A 19,024-nucleotide genomic window follows, 5' to 3' on the forward strand; every position below is an offset into this window, starting at 1 on the left:
CAGCATAAATCTGTGTGGTCGAAACATTTTTGTGAGTAAGCATTTTCGATACTGTATAAATATCTGTGCCTAAAGAGATTTGTATGACGGCGTACGAATGACGGAAACAGTGGAAGGTTATGTGTTTTTTGATTCCGGCTTCCGAAATCCATTGCTTGAGAGGCTGATTCGTCATAGCTCTGGTCAGTCCTTTGAATACGCGGCCTGAACCAGGGATACCACATAGTTCCAATGCTTCGTTACTAATGGGGAGAGTGGCTTCAGTTTCTGTCTTTTCCGTACAAATTCTGATGTAATAACCATTGTCAGGACCGACTTCAATATTATCCCATGTAAGCTGTAAAATATCGCTGATACGAAGACCGGTCATACAGGAGAATAATGAAGCTTGTTTCAGTACAGGAATCTTGCATGGTGTAGCCGCCAGTTTCTTAACTTCTGCTAATGTGAGATACTGCTTTTTGACTTCTTTCCATTCAATCTTGTCTATGAAGTCATTCAGATTTTCACGTAGCATTTTCTCTTGATAAGCTATTTTCAGTAATGCACGGAAAGTCGAAAAATAGCCAGCTGCCGAATTCCTCGAAACACTGATATTAGGATGACGGATCTGTTTACAGTTCAGTAGATACTGCCTAAACTTCTGGCAAAGCTCCACCGTTACATCGCCGAAAGTGCAATAGCCGTTTACAAACTTTTCAAAATGCTGGTAAACGCAGTCCCATTTGTGATACTTCAGTTTTGCTTTTTCACGAAAATAGGCAAGGAAGTCAGCTTTCATTTTGTGCTTGTCAAGAAATCCAAACTCCTCATTGACGATTGCCTGTACTCTGATACAACGAATGGCTTCAGCCTTACTCAGCATCTCATTGTTGAAATCACGTTCAATCTCATTTTTAGGACGGGCATAGATATAAATGCCAAGATATTCCCTGCGACTCATTTTCATTGTGTACGGATTGCGAATAGCCGGATAATAGTCCAGGTAGAGAGAAATTCTGCTGTTACTGATAACTCTTTGTCTCAATGTTACGTTAGTACATGTAAGTGCCATAAGATTAATGTTTTTGGTTGATAAATTATTATTATCGGTACAAATTAAACTGGTGTTTTCTTGGTGAATACTCACACCGGGAAATAACTTATACCGGGATTATTCAATGATAGGATCTTCGAACAAATTATCGAGCTCAGGTTTGGATATAAGAGTATATTTTCCCTTTTTAATCTTGGGAATTTGATGATACTTGGTATAATGGTATAACTGGTCTCTTGTTATTTTGAATTTTTCCATAGCCTCTCGAACTGTATAGTATTTGGGTTCTTCAGCCTGACGTATTCCCTTTGCTATATCGAAGTGCTTTTTTGAATAGTATACAGTAATACCAACCTTCTTTTTCGGAATGGCATTTTTATAAACAAAAGAGTATATAGCATTAAGACTCATTTGAAATTTGTCCTGTACTTCTTGCACACTATACCATTCTGTAATGTCTGCATCTGGAGCCTTCGAGGAAAAATAAGCATCAACATGCTTTTTACTCCAGTAAGTCTTACCACGATTGAACGTTTTGGGAATTTTATTTTTCCTAGCCATCACAAATATCCATGATTCGCTAACATTGAATTTTTCTATAATTTCAGCTGTAGTATAAAATTCTGTGATTGCTTGTTTTTCCTTAGGTGGCAACTTAAAATCTGCAGGATGGTTAAACATATTGTTTATGTCATCTTTGCTTAAAAGAAATTTAGTTCCTATACGTGTTGCTTTTAGATCGCCTCGTTTAAGGTAACCATATATTGTTGGTCTTGTTACTCCAAGGTAAATTGCAGTTTCTGTAATAGTCAGAAAAGGTTTGTCTTTAATCTTCTCAATAGGTTTTTCTGTAACAATTTTTTCAGTTAAATTATTATTGGCAATTATTGCTGCATCACGCTTACGTTTCTTATATAATGCGTTTCCACACTTATGGGAACAACAATTTGTCGTCGTTTTGTAGGCAATAAATTCTTTACCGCACCAGGCACAAATTCTTTTAATTTCAATTCTACTTTTCATTTTATTTCGCTTTATTTCACCCAATAATCTGTATAATCCCGTAAAATTCTGTAAAATGGCGTAAACTCACTCCACAATCTGTCCAGCGTAAAATGCCGGAATTTTGCTTCGTGGTACAAAAACGGTACAAAAAGATGATGTACAAAGCTTATAAATGACTAATATTGACAGTAGAGCAACAAAAAAGGCGCCCTGTAAAGAGCGCCATATTAATCGATTATAATCAATTTAATTCATTGATAATCATATAGTTACTTGCCGATGCAGAAATTTCTAAATATATTCCCCAGCACCTCATCCGTCTCAATAGTTCCTCCCACAATTTCGCCAAGGTGGTATAGGCATTCGCGTAGATCCTGACTGACGAAGTCACCGGAGAGGCCGATGGAGAGTCCGTCTTGTACGCGGTGGATGGCTGCGAGGGCGTGGGTCAGGGCTTCGTAGTGTCGGATGTTGCTTACAACGACGTCGGTTTGCGAGAGGTCGGGTAGGGCGGCAAAACCGATGAGTAACTGCTGGAGGGCGTCAAGGCCCTCTTTCTGTTTAGCAGCAAGGGTAAGGATGTGGGTATCTTGGGGCAATCTGTCGAAGGTGATGGAGGAAGCCTGAGGTGCGAGATCGGCTTTGTTTATCACTAACACAAGGTGTTTACCTTCGCATCGGGGCAGTATCTTTTCGGCTAGTTGCTGGTATTGTTCGTGGGCACAGGTAGCATCGATCACCCACAGGACGATATCGGCCTGCTCCAGCTTTTGGAAGGTACGTTCGATACCTAGGCTTTCAATGGTGTCGTGGGTGTCGCGTATACCGGCCGTGTCGATAAAGCGGAAAGTGATACCGCCCAGGTTCAGGGTATCTTCGATAACATCGCGCGTGGTACCGTGGATGTCACTAACGATGGCACGTTCTTCGTTTAGCAAGGCATTCAGCAAGGTAGACTTGCCGGCATTGGTTTCGCCTACAATAGCTACAGGGATACCATTTTTCAACGCATTGCCTACACTGAACGAGTCGGCCAGGCGGCTGATAACCGTTTCTATTTGGGAGGCGATGGCTTGCAGTTCCGAACGGTCGGCAAACTCCAACTCTTCGTGGTCGCTGAAGTCCAGTTCCAGTTCCATAAGAGAGGTGAGGTGCAGAAGCTTATCACGTAACAGGGAGAGTTCGTGGCTGAATCCTCCCCGCATCTGGTTCATAGCCATGCGGTGGGTGGCAGCCGAGGTCGAAGCGATAAGGTCGGCTACAGCTTCTGCCTGACTCAGATCCATTTTACCGTTCAGGAAAGCCCGTTGGGTGTATTCTCCCGGGCCTGCAGCACGGCATCCGTTTTTAAGGAGGAGTTGCATTACCTGCTGAAGAATATATGACGAACCGTGGCATGAAATCTCTACGGAATCTTCTCCTGTATACGAATGGGGAGCACGGAATAGGCTGATTAGTACTTCGTCTATAATTTCGCCTGTATTCGTGCGGATCTGGCCGAAAGCCAATGTATAAGCAGGACGTTCGCTCAGGGACTTCCCTGTGGCAGGTGTGAAGATCTTATTGGTGATGCTGATGGCTTGTGGCCCGGACACACGGATGATGCCGATAGCACCGCCTTGGGCAGTGGCTATGGCACAGATGGTATCGTTGGATAGTTGTATGTTCACGTTGTTTATCTCTCTGAAAAATCTGTTCTTTTTATGGCTTGCAAAGATACGTCATTCGGATTACATCGCGAAATGTAGTTTGGAGAATTATGATTGCGGATAGAGGACTTGGGTAAGAATGAGTACTGTTTGCTCCAGATATTTTCGGTCGGTTTCGTCGAAAGTGTTCAGCTGGTCGCTGTCGATATCAAGCACACCTTTTACTTCGCCGTTGGCGATGATGGGCACTACTATTTCAGATCGTGAGAGCGAACTGCATGCGATGTGTCCGGGGAAAAGGTCGACATCAGCCACGACCTGAGTCTTTGCTTCGGCCCATGCGGTGCCGCATACCCCGCGTCCTTTCCTGATGCGGTAACAGGCTACGCTTCCCTGAAAGGGACCTAAATGCAGTTCGTTGTCATTTACCATATAAAATCCTACCCAAAAGAAACCGAAAGCTTCTTTTAAGGCTGCTGATGTGTTGGCCAGTATGCTTACAGCATTGGTCTCGCCTTCAATCAGCGGCGCATATTGGGTGAGGAACGCCTGATAGCGTTCCTCTTTACTCATATTTTCATTCGTTTTGAAACTTGCTTCCATTTGATCTGTTTTAAGGAAACTGTTAGATGCGGTCTAATACTGTTTTGATCAGGTCGTCTATCTGATTTTTGTAGCCCGTATTGGCTTCCTTGATCAGTCGGTTGGCTATAACCATACATACGGTAGTAGCCTTGTGCCCCATCAGGCGGCTCAGTCCAGCCAGGGCTGAACTTTCCATTTCGAAGTTGGTGATGCGGTGTCCCTGATATTCGAAACATTCAATTTTCTCGTTCTGATGCGGGTCGGCCAAAGGAATACGGAGTTGGCGTCCTTGCGGACCGAAAAATCCGCCGCATGCCACCGTTACCCCGCGTACCATGTCCTGACGGGCAATGCGTTCTACCAGTTCCTCGTCAGCATGGATAACGTATGGAGCAGGTGCGCAAAGGTTGCCGCTCCATCCCAGGTGGTTCAGCAAGGCGCGTTCCATGGGCAGGTCGCATACGGCATTACGTCCGGCATAGAAATTGAGCAGGCCATCGAAGCCGACAGAGATTGCAGAACAGATGAAAGTACCTACGGGAGTATAGGGTTGCAGACCGCCGCATGTGCCGATACGTACGATTTCAAGCTGGCGGAAGTGGTCGTTCTCCTCGCGCGTTTGGAAATTGATATTAGCCAGTGCGTCAAGTTCGTTCATTACGATGTCTACATTGTCGCATCCGATACCGGTAGACACTACAGTGATACGCTTGCCCTGATAACTGCCGGTAATAGTACGGAATTCACGGCTCTCAACTTCGCACTCTTTATTTTCAAAATGCGAAGCAACGAGGGCTACGCGGCCAGGGTCGCCTACAAGGATTACTTTGTCTGCCAGCCATTCAGGCTTTACATGCAAGTGGAAAACGGAACCGTCTTCGTTGATAATCAGTTCGGAAGAAGGAAAATACTTTTTCATAAGCGTAGGTGTTTTTTAGCTGCGAGTTATAAGCTCCGAGCTGTTAGTTTTTAGATTATGAGTTTTTGAGTCTTGGATGACGAGCCATAAGCTATAAGTTCAGATTTTAGTAATTTGTTGGTGAAGAAAGGGGGATGAACTTACAACTTATGACTTGTCATTTCGCCTTATTTATTCATTGGCTGACTGCTTCCGCCAGCAGTGGGACGGGCGATGGTTTCGCGCATGTCGGTATCAGCCTGAATATTTTTCATGCGGTAGTAATCCATGATACCCAGATTGCCGTTTCGGAAAGCTTCGGCCATGGCTTTAGGCACTTCGGCTTCAGCTTCTATCACCTTGGCGCGGGCTTCCTGAGCCTTGGCTTTCATTTCCTGTTCGCTGGCTACGGCCATGGCACGGCGCTCTTCGGCCTTGGCTTGGGCGATGTTCTTGTCGGCGTTGGCCTGATCCATCTGAAGGGCGGCACCGATGTTCTTACCTATGTCGATATCGGCGATGTCGATGGAGAGAATCTCGAAAGCGGTGCCTGCATCCAGTCCTTTGCGGAGTACGAGTTTAGAGATGGAGTCGGGGTTTTCGAGCACCGACTTGTGGCTTTCGCTCGAACCGATGGACGATACGATACCTTCGCCTACACGGGCCAGTACGGTGTCTTCGCCGGCACCACCTACCAGCTGGCGGATGTTGGCACGAACGGTGACGCGTGCCTTGGCGATGAGCTGGATACCGTCCTTGGCTACGGCGGTGACAGGCGGAGTGTCGATCACCTTGGGATTTACGGACATCTGTACAGCTTCGAATACGTCACGTCCGGCCAGGTCGATGGCAGTAGCCATCTGGAAGGGCAGGTCGATGTTGGCTTTGGCTGCCGATACCAGTGCGTGAACAACTTTTTCTACGTGTCCGCCTGCCAGGTAGTGGGCTTCGAGTCCGTCGCGGGTAATGTTGTTCAGTCCGGCTTTGTGGGCCTCGATCAGTCCGGGCACGATGACATAAGGCGGTACGTTACGGATGCGCATCAGGAAGAGTTGCACTAACGAAATGTTCACTCCTGACACCTTGGCCGAAAGCCAGAGGAAGAAGGGTACGTAATGGAAGAAAAGTACCAGAAAGATGATGCCTCCTACCACGAGGAAAGCAGTCAGATACAGAGAGCTTGTGTCCATTGCTTTAGGTTTTAAGTTATTGAGTTTTTAAGTTTTTGAATCTTTTGTAATTTCATTTTTGTTTTTCCACCAGTATGACGCCGTCGGTGATGCGGGTCACTACGATGGGAGTCTTCTCGTCCAGCAGACCGTCGGCCGACTTTACTTCGACGATGTCGCCTCCTATTTCGGCATATCCGATCAGGGCCAGACGGGTGGTGCAAATGCCCGTATCGCCTACCTTGACTTTCGCTTCGGCCGTACGGTCGATTTTCGACGAGATGTCTTCCTTCAAGGCCAGCTTGTCGAGGGTTTTCGATCGCATGAACAGTATCAGCGACCCTATACATCCCAGTGCTGAAATAACCAGGGTGATGAAGCCGGCCATCGTTCCCATGTGGGCAAAGGCGTAGTAGTTGGCAAAGACGATGCAGCCTCCTGCCAGAATGCCTGCGATACTGATGCCGGGTACGACAAACAGTTCCACCAGAAAAAGGATAATCGCGGCGACAATAAGTACGGCAATGATAAGTATGTCCATAGTGTTTTTCGTAATATAGTTTTTGTTATTTGATTCCTTTCTCCTGCTGGCGTACCAAGATGGCCGTCTGGTCTATTTCATTGGCAAGCTGTTCGATACGCTTTTCCAGATCGAGCATGCCCGGAGCCATTTTTCCTCTTTCAGCTTGTGGAGCCGACGCGTAGCGTTTACGCAGATCGTCCAGTTTATTGCTCTGCTGGGCATAGCTGTTCTCCAGCTGACGGTATTTCTGGAATGTCTTTTTAGCCTGTGGCGAACGGAAGTCGGCCATCTTATAGTATACAGTCTGGTCGTCGATGATGAATTCGAAATCGTGCTTCTGTTTTACTTCCTTCTTCTCGGTAGAAACATCTTTGAGCCGTTGCAGGGCTTCGGTGACGAGGTCGTTGTCTGCCCAGGTCTGTTTGATAGAGCTCAGGCGTGCCAGGGCGAGGAGCTTTTCGTGTTCCATGTTTTCGTAGCTGTACACCTGTTTGGAGGTGTTGGGGATGAAGACATAGACGCATACCTTGCCTTCGGGCTGGTGGCGGTCGGAAGCAAACCATCCCAGATTGTTGTATTCGTCGACAACGTACATGTAGTCGTTATAAGGCGAGTTGAAAGGCATACCGACGTTTTGCGGATTCAGATAGGTTCCGTTCTGAGTGTTGTAACGGGTGACGAAGATGTCGTATCCGCCTATTGACTCAGGGCCGTCGGCTGCATAGTAAATGGTAACTCCGTCGGACATGACGTAGGGATAGTTGGCATTTACCTCTCCGTTGATAGAGCCGGGCAGGGGAGTGCCTTTGCTCCATCCGTCCTGACGTTTGTTGCTGGCCAGAATATTCAGGGTACTGTTGGCCGGCTGGTATTCGGAATAGTAGATTTTGGTGCCGAGTTCGGTTTCGTAAACCGTTGTTTCGCTGGGCTGCCGGTCTTTGAAATATTCGTTGTACATGAACAGCTTGCCGGCTTCCGAACCTATTTTATAGGCTTTCAGGAAGTCTTTCTTGTCTACGACGAAGCTGTCGACGATGCACACTTCTTCTACACCCCTTAGCTGGCGTAATCCGATTCTGCTTTGTTGAAGCAGGCTTTCGGCCTGAACGGTCGAGCGTTTGCGCTTCTGCAGTTCGGCAATGTATTCTTCGTACACTTCGACGGCCTCTTCGAAACGGTACACCTGATGGTAGGCTTGCCCCAGATAGAGCTGGCCGCTGGGGGTGCGCCGCTTCACAGCCATCTCCAGAGGCTTCACAGCCTTTTCAGCCTCGCCGGTCTTCAGGCAGCACACGCCGTACCACAGATTGTAGTTACCGTTCGAGGGGTTCGACTTGACAAGGCGTTGGAATGCCGGTTTGGCCTGTTCGTATTCGCCTTTCTCGTACAATTCTTTGGCCTTGGCCAGTGTCTGTGCGTAGGCACCGGTGCCCAGCAGGCAGGAGAAAAGCAACAGGATATATTTCTTTTTCATATTTTTATTGTATTCTTTATGCTATCAAAAGTTCAAAAATACAAATTAATCGCGAATAAAGCCCTTTTCGCTGATTCTATTATGTTAATTCTTCTTTAAATCATTCTTTTGCGTTATTTTTGTGCCCGATTTTCACAGGTTATGGCAAAGTATACAGAAGAAGAAAAAATGCTCCGCCGCATCGAGAAACGGTTTGCCAAAGGAGTGGTGGAATACGGGCTGATTGAAGAGGGAGACAAGATTCTCATCGGTCTCTCGGGCGGGAAAGATTCGTTGGCACTGGTCGAGCTGCTGGCGCGCCGTGCACGCATCTACAAGCCAAGGTTTTCGGTTGTGGCTGCCCACGTGGTGATGAAAAACATTGCTTACGAAAGCGATACCGACTACCTGCGCCGCTATGCCGAGTCGTGGGGCGTGCCTCTGGTGATATATGAAACAGAGTTTGACGCTTCGACCGATGCCCGCAAGTCGCCCTGTTTTCTTTGTTCGTGGAACAGGCGCAAGGCGCTCTTCACCGTGGCCAAGGAGCAGGGATGCAACAAGATTGCCCTGGGGCATCACATGGATGACATTCTGGAAACGCTGCTGATGAATATCACCTTTCAAGGGGCGTTCGGTACGATGCCGCCCCGGTTGGTGATGAAGAAGTTCGATATGACCATCATCCGTCCGATGTGTCTGGTTCACGAGTCCGACCTGGAAGAACTGGCCTCTGCGCGCGGTTTCAGAAAGCAGGTGAAGAATTGTCCTTACGAGCATGACTCCCACCGCAGCTCGATGAAAGACGTGCTGAAGCAATTGGAAGCAATGAACCCCGAAGCACGCTACAGTCTTTGGGGGAGTATGTCCAATGTTCAGGACGAGCTTCTGCCCCGCAAGGAGCAGCCGATGCCTTGATGAGGCTTTCCCATACCCAATGCAGAAATCAAAGAAAAATCGAAATAAAATAAGGAAAACAACATGAAAGGATTTTACACTATTCTACTTCTGGTCGTGTCTAACATCTTCATGACCTTTGCCTGGTACGGGCACCTGAAGTTGCAGGAGACGAAAATCATCTCCAACTGGCCGCTCTATGCGGTGATTCTGTTTTCGTGGGGCATTGCACTGGCCGAATACTCGTGTCAGGTGCCGGCCAACCGTATCGGCTTTGTAGGCAACGGCGGACCTTTTTCGTTGATGCAGCTCAAGGTCATTCAGGAAGCCATTACGCTCATCGTGTTCACGGTCTTTACCACGGTGCTGTTCAAGGGCGAGGCTTTACACTGGAATCACTTTGTGGCATTCATCTGCCTGGTGCTGGCCGTTTATTTTGTATTCTATAAGTAAGTTGCATGCTTTCTTTTACTAAAACTAATACCATATTATTTCAGCTATGAACAATTTTGTTTTTTATAGTCCTACCGAATTTGTGTTTGGCAAGGATACGGAAGCGCAGACAGGTAGTCTGGTGCGCAAGTACGGTGGCACCCGTGTGATGATAGTCTATGGCGGCGGCTCGGTGCAACGTAGCGGCTTGCTTGCCCGTGTTGAAGAGTCGTTGCAGGCAGCCGGTGTAGCCTATTGCGAACTGGGAGGCGTGCAGCCCAATCCTACCGAACCCAAAGTGTACGAAGGCATCCGCCTTTGTCGCGAACAGGGAGTGGACATGCTGCTTGCCGTAGGCGGCGGTTCGGTGATTGATACAGCCAAGTCCATTGCAGTAGGTGCGCTTTACGAGGGTGACTTTTGGGATTTCTACATCGGCAAGGCCAGCATCACCAAGGCTTTGAAGGTGGGCGTGGTCCTCACCATTCCTGCTGCCGGAAGCGAAGGCTCGGGCAATGCGGTCATCACCCATTCGGTTACCCTGCAGAAGCTGGGTATACGTGCCCCCGAAGTGCTTCGTCCGGTGTTTGCCGTTATGAATCCCGAGCTGACCTATACGCTGCCTGCTTATCAGACAGCCAGTGGCATTGCCGACATGATGGTGCACATCATGGAGCGTTACTTCACCAATACCGAAGGTGTTGAGGTGAGCGACCGCCTGTGCGAAGGCACCCTGGTGGCCATCATCAAGGAAGCTTATCGGCTGAAAGCCAATCCGAACGATTACGATGCGCGCGCCAACATCATGTGGTGTGGCACCATTGCCCATAACGGTACGTGCGGAGTGGGACGCGAGGAAGACTGGGCTTCGCACTTCCTGGAGCACGAAGTCAGTGCCCTTTACGACGTCACTCACGGTGCCGGTCTGGCAGTGATCGTACCTGCCTGGATGGCTTTTGTGGCCGAACGCAACCCGAAGAAGGTGGCTCAGTTTGCCCACCGCGTATTTGGTGTGCCCCAGTCGGACGATTTGCTGGAGATGGCGTTGAGCGGCGTGTCGCAGCTGAAGTTCTTCTTCCGCTACATCGGACTGCCCGTCAGCTTCAAGGAGCTGGGCATCGAACAGCCCGACATTGATACGCTGGTGGCCAATCTGCACCGCAACAAAGGCCTCACTGTAGGTAGTTATGTGAAGCTGACTTCGGCCGATACGGAAGAAATCTATCGCATGGCCTTATAAAAAAAGAAAGATTATGAGCGACGATTCTTTCGACTATACCAAAGTGCCTCATGGCTTTCTGCATTGCGGCGCTTCGCACTGTGCCAAGTCGGCGACGTGTTTGCGCCATTTGGCCTATTGTCACCTGCCGTCGCGGTTGGAGTCTTTCCGGATGCTGAACCCTTGCCGGACGGTCGAGGGCGAAGCAGCGTGCAAGTACTTTTTGCCCGACGAGCCCGTGCGCTATGCCCGTGGCTTTATGCGTACGGTGAAGGCGTTGACATTGGGCGTGGCAGGAACTTTCCGCAACCGTGCCATCAGTTGCCTGGGACGGAAAAACTATTACCTGACTCGCCGCGGAGAACGTCTGCTGTCTCCGTCGGAGCAACAGCAGATTGTACATATAGCCCGTTCGCTGGGTGTGGAGCTTGACGAGTATTTCGACGATTATGTCTTCGAACACCGTTGGGCGTAGATGCTTATCCGTTTAGCCCGATAACGGTCGATTTTATATTCAGGTTAAGTCTTTGTAAATCAGATAACGGCAGTTTCCTCCTGTTTCTATAAGAGGAAACTGCCGTTTCCTCATTAGGGAACGCGCGTTTCCTGCTGAGGGAATTCCCGTTCCCTTTAATGGTTACGGCCGTTTCCACGGGAGGAAACGGAGAGGATATCTTTTTCTGTATTTATTGTTCTTTTTTTGATGTAGAAAAGCAAAATACTCTTATATTTGCAAGCAAGGAAACTGGTCACGGTGGTGACAGTCTCCTGATAGTTTTATTGAATTATTAATCAGCGTTTGCTGTTTGTTCTTAGTTAAAGTGAAACGTAGGAAATTTCATAATGCAAACCGAGAGCAGATGTGCGAATGCTCGCGTATATGCGTGGGCGTTCTTGTCTGTTTGCATCGGTTTCCTACGACCGCACTTTAGGGGCAAGAATTAGCCCACGCAGTGTGTTCGTAGGGATTAGGGCGATGGCACAACGCATTAAAAACAGAGGAGAGCGTATGCCAAAGTCCTTGATTTTTGAATTGCCCAAAATCGTTGAGGAAGGCCGAAGAGAAGCACAACGGGTATTGGAGCGGATTGGTAGCGGCACGCACATCGGGCTGCAGACCAACGAACTGGTGCTGCCTTCCAAAGACGTCAGCGGTCTGTGGAAGGGACAAACGGCACAACTGAATTTTGGAAAAGAGTGGATTAACCGATTAATTTATGGTGATAACCTGCTGGCCATGCAGGCGCTTATTGCCGGCGACGAGGCCACGGGACTACCGTCGATGCGCGGCAAAGTAGATCTGATATACATAGACCCGCCGTTTGATAGCAAAGCCGATTATCGGACTAGAATCAATCTGCCGGGGGTGGATATAGAACAGAAGCCTACTACAATCGAACAGTTTGCTTATGCAGATACTTGGAAGGATGGAACGGTGTCTTATTTGAAGATGCTTTACCCACGGTTGGTTTTGATGCGCGAATTGCTTTCCGATAAGGGGAGTATCTATGTGCATATTGATTGGCATGTAGGGCATTATGTGAAGGTGTTGATGGATGACATCTTCGGGAAGGAAAATTTAGTTAATGAAATAGTATGGCATTATCAAAGTGGGGGAATTCCACAAAAATGTTTTGCGAGGAAACATGATATAATATTTTTCTATTCGAAAGGGAATAATTCTCACTTTAATTTGAATGAGGCAAATTATCCAAGAAACAAATGTCAAGCTTGTGGGCATGTGATTGAAAAATGGAATAATCTTAAAAAGGAGATAGATGTAAATGGGCGCATTTATCGTACCATAAAATCGAATGGGCGCATTTATCGTTATTACGACGATGAGCCTGTTTTGTTGCCTGATGTATGGTTTGATATTAGCCATATTCAACAAAAGGATCCTCAAAGAACCGGTTACGCTACTCAAAAGCCCGAAGCCCTTCTTGAACGTATCATCAAAGCATCTTCCAATGAAGGTGACCTCGTTTGTGATTTCTTTGGCGGTAGCGGTACTGCGGCCGCGGTGGCAGAACGTTTGGGACGCCGCTGGATAACGACTGATATTGGTAAACCTGCTACGCTTGTCATGCGCAAACGATTTATCGACCAAAAGGTTAAGCCATTTCTTTATCAGTCTATCGGAGATTATCAGAAGGAAGTATTCGGTTCCAACAGACTTTACAGACGGATCGGTGACTTAAGTCGTATTGTCATGCAGCTTTATGGTGCCATCCCTTTTACGGAAGAACAACTGAACGACCGGAATTGGGGACATGTAAAGGCCGAACGTGCACTGGTGCTGGTTGACAGCCCGAACAAACTTACCGGTATGGCTACTGTCCGTCGGGCTTACGAAGCCCGGAATACCCTGCTGGGTGGCGGTTGGCGTAAGGCAGTCGTATTGGGGTGGAACTTTGCTTTTGATGTAAGCCGTGCCATCGTACAGTACAAGAATGAGGTGGATGTGCTTGTCATTCCACCCGACTTGCTCGATAAGCTCTCGAAGAAAGGTTATGAAAAACTGGTGCGCGAAGGTTCCGTGCGGTTCAGTACATTGCAATACCTGGTTTGCAAGCCTATACAGATACGTTCTTTTTCGGAGGAATTGGACGAATTGCATGTAACTCTTGACAACTACATCCTGCTTTCGCCCGATAACATCCCGTTGGACGAGAAAGACAAGGTAAAGCTGCAGCAGGTAATCCGTCTCGACCCTCTGGCCCTGATAGAATACTGGAGCATTGACCCCGATTACGACGGTATAACCTTCCGGAGCCTTTGGCAGGATTATCGTGAAAATACAGCTAACGACGATGATCCTTTGCATTGTGTTTATCGGACCATACTTCGTGTGCCGCATAAAAAAGGGCAGAGGACAGTTTGCGTCAAGGCCGTTGACGTCTTTGGCTTCGAAAGCATGGTAACCGAAACTTTATAAATCAGGAAAAGCGAATCAACATGAAAACAGATATTTCTCTTGATTTGGCAGCACGACTCTCGGAACGGGTGATCCGGGCTTTCGAAAGCGGCGAGATGTTGCAGGCAGTATCGCCTGTTACGGCAGACTTACTGAAATATTGGTTTATGGAACCTTATGTCAGCGAGCGGCTCTACAATTTCCATTCAGGCCAGCGGCAGGCTATTCTGAATATCATCTATTTGCATGAGGTCTTGAAAATCGATTCAGTGACAGACATCTATCAGAAAGTGGCTCCTGATTTGTTGGCTCAGGCTGACCTGCATCTACTGGCAGCTGACAAATATGACCTGCCCAAGTATGCTGTAAAGATGGCTACCGGTACGGGCAAAACCTGGGTGATGCACGCCCTTCTGCTTTGGCAGCTGCTCAATGCCCGGCACGAAAGCGACCCTCTCGGGCGATATACCCGCAATTTTTTGATAGTGGCTCCCGGTCTGGTGGTGTACGACCGTCTGCTCGATGCCTACATGGGGCGTCTGGATCCGGAAACCGGTACACGCGATTTTGAAACCAACGATTTGTATCGCAACAGCGATTTGTTTCTTCCTTCTGCCTATCGGGATGAGGTATTCAGCTTCTTGCGCAACAATGTGGTGAGCAAAGAAGAAGGGATCGGGCGGAAGACAACAGCCGACGGCCTGGTTGCCTTGACTAATTGGCACCTGTTCCTTTCGCAGGAGGAGGAAGCGGAAGAATGTGATGAGGCATCTCCGGCAGCAATTGTTCAGAGCCTGTTGCCTTTGCGGCCGGGAGTTAGTGCGGGCAATTCGCTCGACACACTCGACCGTAAATTCTTGCGGGGAGAAGAGATGGACTATTTGGCTTCTTTGCCCGGTCTGCTAGTCATCAATGACGAGGCGCACCACATTCACGAAAATAAGGTGGGCGGCGAGATACAGGAGGTAGAATGGCAGAAAGGGTTGGATTATATTGCCCATGACAAGGAAGGAACCTTTTTCCAAATTGACTTCTCGGCAACTCCTTACGATACCAGTGGAAGCGGTAGCAGGAAGGTGAAGCATTACTTTCCTCACATCGTGACCGATTTTCCTTTGGCTGAGGCTATGAAGCTGGGGTTGGTGAAAACACTGTTGTTGGACCGGCGTCAGGAACTGACCGAGTTGGAGGGACTTGACTACAAAGCTGTACGTGACGAGCGTAATAAGGTGGTTTCGCTGAGTGAAGGACAACGTCTGATGCTTCGTGCCGGCTTGGCCAAGCTTCGCATCCTTGAGAAGGATTTTGTGAAACTGGATGCCGACAAGCATCCTAAAATGCTGGTTGTGTGCGAAGATACATCGGTAACACCTTTTGTTGAACAGTTTCTATATGAAGAAGGGCTGTCGGCAGAAGATGTGTTGCGCATCGACAGCAACCAGAAAGGAGACATGAAAGATAGTGAATGGTCACGTGTGAAAGAGCGGTTGTTCAATGTAGACCGTTATGCCTCGCCCAAAATTATCGTGTCGGTGCTGATGCTTCGTGAGGGATTCGATGTTAACAATATCTGTGTCATAGTTCCGCTCCGTTCGTCGCAGGCTTCCATTTTGTTGGAGCAGACGGTAGGGCGCGGACTCCGGCTGATGTGGCGGGAACCTGTTTATTGGGAAAAGAAAGAAGAAGATCGGCGGAGGGTGTTGGTAAAGAAATTGCAACCGACGTCGTATATCGACATGCTTTCCATCATTGAGCATCCGGCTTTCTGTGCATTTTATCGTGAGTTGATGGACGAGGGGCTGGCCGGCATGGATGAAGGTGAGATGCTTTCCTGTGGTAGTTCAGTTGGCGATTTTATAAAGGTGAATCTGAAAGAAAACTACAAAGAATACGATCTCTTTTGGCCGATAGTGATGCGTGATGCCGAGGAAGAAATTACTCCGACTCAGATAGATACAGCTTCTCTTTATCCATATACTGATTTTACGTTGGAGCATTTGCGTAGTTTTCTGGCTACTACCAGTGAGGCTTTTGTGTCGGAAACTGTTATGACAGAAACACGTTTCGGCAAGTATGAAGTGAAAGCCGACTTGTTTACAGCAACGAGTTATAATGAATATTTGCAGAAGTTGTTGCGTGTTGTGACAACTCGTATGGATAGGGTGGGAATACGCTCGACCCGTCCATTTCCTACTCTGCAAATCAATCAGCCGTCCATTATCCGTGTTTTGGATGACTATATCCGTACAAGCTTGTTCGGTCAGCCGTTCAACCCCTTCGAAGGTAACGATTGGAAAATTTTGTTGGCGAAAAATGGAGTTGTGACTTCGCATATCATCCGCGAAATGAGCGTTGCCATTCATAGGATGCAGGAAAACGTGATGGTCAGCGAGGCGGTGGTCGAAAAAGTCTGGTTTTCGTCCGTGCAGTTTTTGCGTATCCGCGAGAGTTATAGTATGGCGTTGCAAAAAGTGATTTATGAGAAAGTGGGTTATCCCAGCAACCGGGGTGGTTTTGAAAAGGCCTTTTCTGAATTTCTGGATAGAGACGGAGAAGTGGAGTGTTTCCTGAAGATCAATGAAAATCAGCATGCTTTCGCGTCGTTGTTTTACTTACGCAAGGATGGTTTGTTGGCTTCTTATCATCCCGATTTCATCGTGCGTACCGCTACACATCTTTATATTATAGAGACGAAAGCAGATGATCGTATGGCCGATGCCAATGTCAGGCAGAAACAGAAAGCTGCGGTGGAGTGGTGTAGGAAGATAAATACGTTGAATGCTACAGACCGAATGGATAAGGAGTGGGAGTACGTTCTTCTACCGGAATCATTTTTCTATGCTTTGGCACGAAACGGGGCAACATTGGAAGAAATGTGTCAGCTGAATAAAATTACGTCAGCGAATGTCAATGGGGAATTGTTCTAATAAAGACCGAAAAGCGGCTATGTCCTTTTTGGGGAGAGACATAGCCGCTTGTTTCATTTGATTTCTACTTCCTCTTTCATATCTATCTCTTCGCCTTGCGGGTCGTAGAAGATATATTGCAGAAACGCGAGTTTCTGGTTGGGAATGATTTTAATGCCAAATCCGTATTTCATCTGCCATTTCCGTTTCAGGGACATCAGCCCTTGGTTGACGTAGGCGGCGATGTACGGGTGGATGTGTAACGAGAATTTCTTTATCTTCAGCTTGTTTACCAGATAGTCTATTTTACTTTCCAGGGCATCGGTAAAGAGGATGGACGACTTGATGGTGCCTTTCCCGAAGCATGTGGGGCAGGTTTCTGTCGTATTCACGTCCATGGCGGGGCGTACCCGCTGGCGTGTGATTTGCATCAGCCCGAATTTGCTCAGGGGCAGGATGTTGTGGCGTGCCCTGTCTTTTTGCATGTTCTGGCACATGCGCTCGTAGAGTTTCTGCCGGTTCTCGGCTTCGTTCATGTCGATAAAGTCCACGACGATGATGCCTCCCATATCGCGAAGTCTCAGTTGGCGTGCCAGTTCGTCGGCAGCTCCCAGATTCACTTCCAGTGCGTTGGCCTCCTGCCCGTTGGCATTCTTGGTGCGGTTACCGCTGTTCACGTCTACTACGTGAAGCGCCTCAGTATGCTCAATAATCAGGTAGGCACCACTTTTGTATGAAACGGTCTTACCAAAAGAGGATTTAATCTGCTTGGTGATGCCAAAATTGTCGTAGATGGGGAGAGGGCCTTTATACAGTTTCACGATTCCTGCCCGTTCAGGGGCAATGAGAGTTACGTAATCCTTGATTTCGTGGAACACGGCTTCGTTGTTCACATAGATGTTCTCGAACGATGGATTGAACAAGTCGCGCAACAGTCCTACGGCGCGGCTGGTTTCTTCGTAAATCAGAGTGGGGAATTTGGTGGCTTTCTGTATTTTTACTACGGCGTCTTCCCAGTGTTTCAGCAATACTTTAAGTTCTCCGTCGAGTTCGGCTACCCGTTTGCCTTCGGCTACGGTGCGGACGATAACGCCGAAGTTTTTCGGCTTGATGCTCATCAGCAGTTGCTTAAGGCGGGCCCGTTCTTCGCTCGATTTAATTTTTTGCGATACGGAAACCTTATCGTTGAAAGGTATCAGTACGAGGTATCTTCCGGCAAAAGACAGTTCGGACGTCAGTCGGGGGCCTTTGGTCGAAATAGGCTCCTTGACAATCTGAACCACAACTTCCTGTCCTACCTTGAGGGTATTGGCTATGGTGCCGTCTTTTTCAAGGTCGGGGAGTATGGTTGCCTTGGTGATAGGGTTGATTTTCTTCTTGTCGCTTAAAGTTTGCTTTACGTATTTTTCTAACGAGTTGAATTGCGGACCTAAGTCCAGATAGTGAAGAAAAGCGTCTTTCTCGTAACCCACGTCCACGAAGCAGGCATTCAGGCCGGGCATCAGTTTCCTGACACGCCCCAAATACATATTGCCCACGGAGAAAGAAATGTTTCTTCCTTCGCTCTGAAGTTCCACCAGTTGCTTGTCTTCGAGCAGGGCGATGGAGACTTCTTTGGGCTGTACGTCTACAACGAGTTCGCTGGTCACAGTCGTTACTTTTGTTTTTGTTTGATAATACAGGGTTTCATTGTGGACAAGCTGGCAGGAAACAAGTCGGGAGATGTATATATGCTCCGTTTTTTCTTGCCGGCTTGTTGCTGGCACAATACATTACTTAAACAAAGAACAAACCCGCGAGACCTTTTGTTTCACAAGTTTGTTCTTTTGTCTTGTCTTTCAGACTAAGATTTACTTTTTGCTTTTATGTCTGTTCTTTCTTAGTCTTTTTTTACGCTTGTGCGTAGACATTTTATGTCTTTTTTTCTTCTTTCCGCTTGGCATAGCTTCTAAAATTTTATGGGTTAATACTATTGTTTATTATTTTTTCACTGAAAGAGTGAATGTCTTTGCAGGCTTAAACGCCGGAATATTGTGTTCCGGAATGATAATCGTTGTATTCTTAGAGATATTACGGGCAGTTTTCTGTGCTCTCTTCTTTACAACAAAACTACCAAACCCGCGGAGGTAAACATTTTCCTCTCTTGACAAGGATGCCTTTACTGCTTCCATGAATGCTTCAACGGTTGTAAGTACGGTGGTCTTATCAACTCCGGTGTTTTTTGCAATTTCGTTTACAATGTCAGCTTTAGTCATTTTTTCTACAAATATGGTTATTACTGTTTCTTAATTTTTTGGACTGCAAATATATAGCTTTTCCGCGTCTCTGAAAAATA

The 19,024-nt window shown here is 47.5% G+C and carries 16 protein-coding genes; 6 read left to right on the forward strand and 10 right to left on the reverse strand.

Annotated elements, in window-relative coordinates:
* From Q3C19_RS14150 to Q3C19_RS14185, 8 genes are all read right to left on the reverse strand, one after another.
* On the reverse strand, positions 1 to 1,054 hold a 1,054-nt coding region (locus Q3C19_RS14150), incomplete at its 3' end, for a site-specific integrase (protein ID WP_302730197.1).
* Between the two features lie 99 nt (positions 1,055 to 1,153).
* Positions 1,154 to 2,059 carry a helix-turn-helix domain-containing protein gene (locus tag Q3C19_RS14155; RefSeq protein ID WP_277120865.1) on the reverse strand — a complete coding sequence of 302 codons (906 nt, stop codon included), beginning with the start codon at positions 2,057 to 2,059 and terminating at the stop codon, positions 1,154 to 1,156.
* A 251-nt stretch (positions 2,060 to 2,310) separates the two neighbouring features.
* The gene (gene mnmE / locus Q3C19_RS14160) at positions 2,311 to 3,711 is read right to left on the reverse strand and encodes a tRNA uridine-5-carboxymethylaminomethyl(34) synthesis GTPase MnmE (protein WP_277120882.1); all 1,401 of its coding nucleotides are present in this window, start codon (positions 3,709 to 3,711) and stop codon (positions 2,311 to 2,313) included.
* Between the two features lie 87 nt (positions 3,712 to 3,798).
* Entirely contained in the window at positions 3,799 to 4,293 is a 495-nt protein-coding gene (locus tag Q3C19_RS14165; RefSeq protein ID WP_071149455.1) for a GAF domain-containing protein, read from the reverse strand.
* Positions 4,294 to 4,315: 22 nt separating this feature from the next.
* Positions 4,316 to 5,194 (reverse strand): nucleoside phosphorylase, encoded by an 879-nt coding sequence (locus tag Q3C19_RS14170; protein ID WP_022162499.1) that lies wholly within the window; start codon positions 5,192 to 5,194, stop codon positions 4,316 to 4,318.
* Positions 5,195 to 5,361: 167 nt separating this feature from the next.
* The gene (gene floA, locus Q3C19_RS14175) at positions 5,362 to 6,363 is read right to left on the reverse strand and encodes a flotillin-like protein FloA (protein ID WP_022162500.1); all 1,002 of its coding nucleotides are present in this window, start codon (positions 6,361 to 6,363) and stop codon (positions 5,362 to 5,364) included.
* A 52-nt stretch (positions 6,364 to 6,415) separates the two neighbouring features.
* On the reverse strand, positions 6,416 to 6,883 hold the full coding sequence (locus Q3C19_RS14180) for an NfeD family protein (protein WP_022162501.1): 468 nt from the start codon (positions 6,881 to 6,883) through the stop codon (positions 6,416 to 6,418).
* Between the two features lie 25 nt (positions 6,884 to 6,908).
* A complete protein-coding gene (locus tag Q3C19_RS14185) occupies positions 6,909 to 8,339 on the reverse strand; it encodes a tetratricopeptide repeat protein (protein ID WP_302730161.1) in 1,431 nt (476 codons plus the stop codon).
* A gap of 141 nt (positions 8,340 to 8,480) precedes the next feature.
* Here Q3C19_RS14185 and Q3C19_RS14190 point away from each other — a divergent pair, with 141 nt between their 5' ends.
* From Q3C19_RS14190 to Q3C19_RS14215, 6 genes are all read left to right on the forward strand, one after another.
* Positions 8,481 to 9,236, forward strand: a complete 756-nt coding sequence (locus Q3C19_RS14190; RefSeq protein ID WP_302730163.1) for an ATP-binding protein — start codon at positions 8,481 to 8,483, stop codon at positions 9,234 to 9,236.
* Positions 9,237 to 9,299: 63 nt separating this feature from the next.
* A complete protein-coding gene (locus tag Q3C19_RS14195) occupies positions 9,300 to 9,668 on the forward strand; it encodes a DMT family protein (RefSeq protein ID WP_022162504.1) in 369 nt (122 codons plus the stop codon).
* 46 nt (positions 9,669 to 9,714) lie between these two features.
* Complete coding sequence (locus tag Q3C19_RS14200) at positions 9,715 to 10,887, forward strand: iron-containing alcohol dehydrogenase (protein WP_071149458.1); 1,173 nt, start codon at positions 9,715 to 9,717, stop codon at positions 10,885 to 10,887.
* A 13-nt stretch (positions 10,888 to 10,900) separates the two neighbouring features.
* Positions 10,901 to 11,341: a DUF6078 family protein gene (locus Q3C19_RS14205; RefSeq protein ID WP_022162506.1), complete on the forward strand. Its 441-nt coding sequence runs from the start codon at positions 10,901 to 10,903 to the stop codon at positions 11,339 to 11,341.
* Between the two features lie 534 nt (positions 11,342 to 11,875).
* Positions 11,876 to 13,804: a site-specific DNA-methyltransferase gene (locus Q3C19_RS14210; RefSeq protein ID WP_302730167.1), complete on the forward strand. Its 1,929-nt coding sequence runs from the start codon at positions 11,876 to 11,878 to the stop codon at positions 13,802 to 13,804.
* A 20-nt stretch (positions 13,805 to 13,824) separates the two neighbouring features.
* Positions 13,825 to 16,710, forward strand: a complete 2,886-nt coding sequence (locus tag Q3C19_RS14215; protein WP_302730169.1) for a DEAD/DEAH box helicase family protein — start codon at positions 13,825 to 13,827, stop codon at positions 16,708 to 16,710.
* 53 nt (positions 16,711 to 16,763) lie between these two features.
* Here Q3C19_RS14215 and Q3C19_RS14220 read toward each other — a convergent pair whose 3' ends face one another.
* Both Q3C19_RS14220 and Q3C19_RS14225 read right to left on the reverse strand, forming a co-directional pair.
* Positions 16,764 to 18,338: an Rne/Rng family ribonuclease gene (locus Q3C19_RS14220; protein ID WP_022162507.1), complete on the reverse strand. Its 1,575-nt coding sequence runs from the start codon at positions 18,336 to 18,338 to the stop codon at positions 16,764 to 16,766.
* Positions 18,339 to 18,668: 330 nt separating this feature from the next.
* Positions 18,669 to 18,944 carry an HU family DNA-binding protein gene (locus tag Q3C19_RS14225; protein ID WP_022162508.1) on the reverse strand — a complete coding sequence of 92 codons (276 nt, stop codon included), beginning with the start codon at positions 18,942 to 18,944 and terminating at the stop codon, positions 18,669 to 18,671.
* Positions 18,945 to 19,024 lie beyond the last annotated feature (80 nt).

Origin of the sequence: Bacteroides sp. ET489, from assembly GCF_030518095.1 — a bacterium.
Classification (GTDB): Bacteria; Bacteroidota; Bacteroidia; order Bacteroidales; family Bacteroidaceae; genus Bacteroides; species Bacteroides ndongoniae.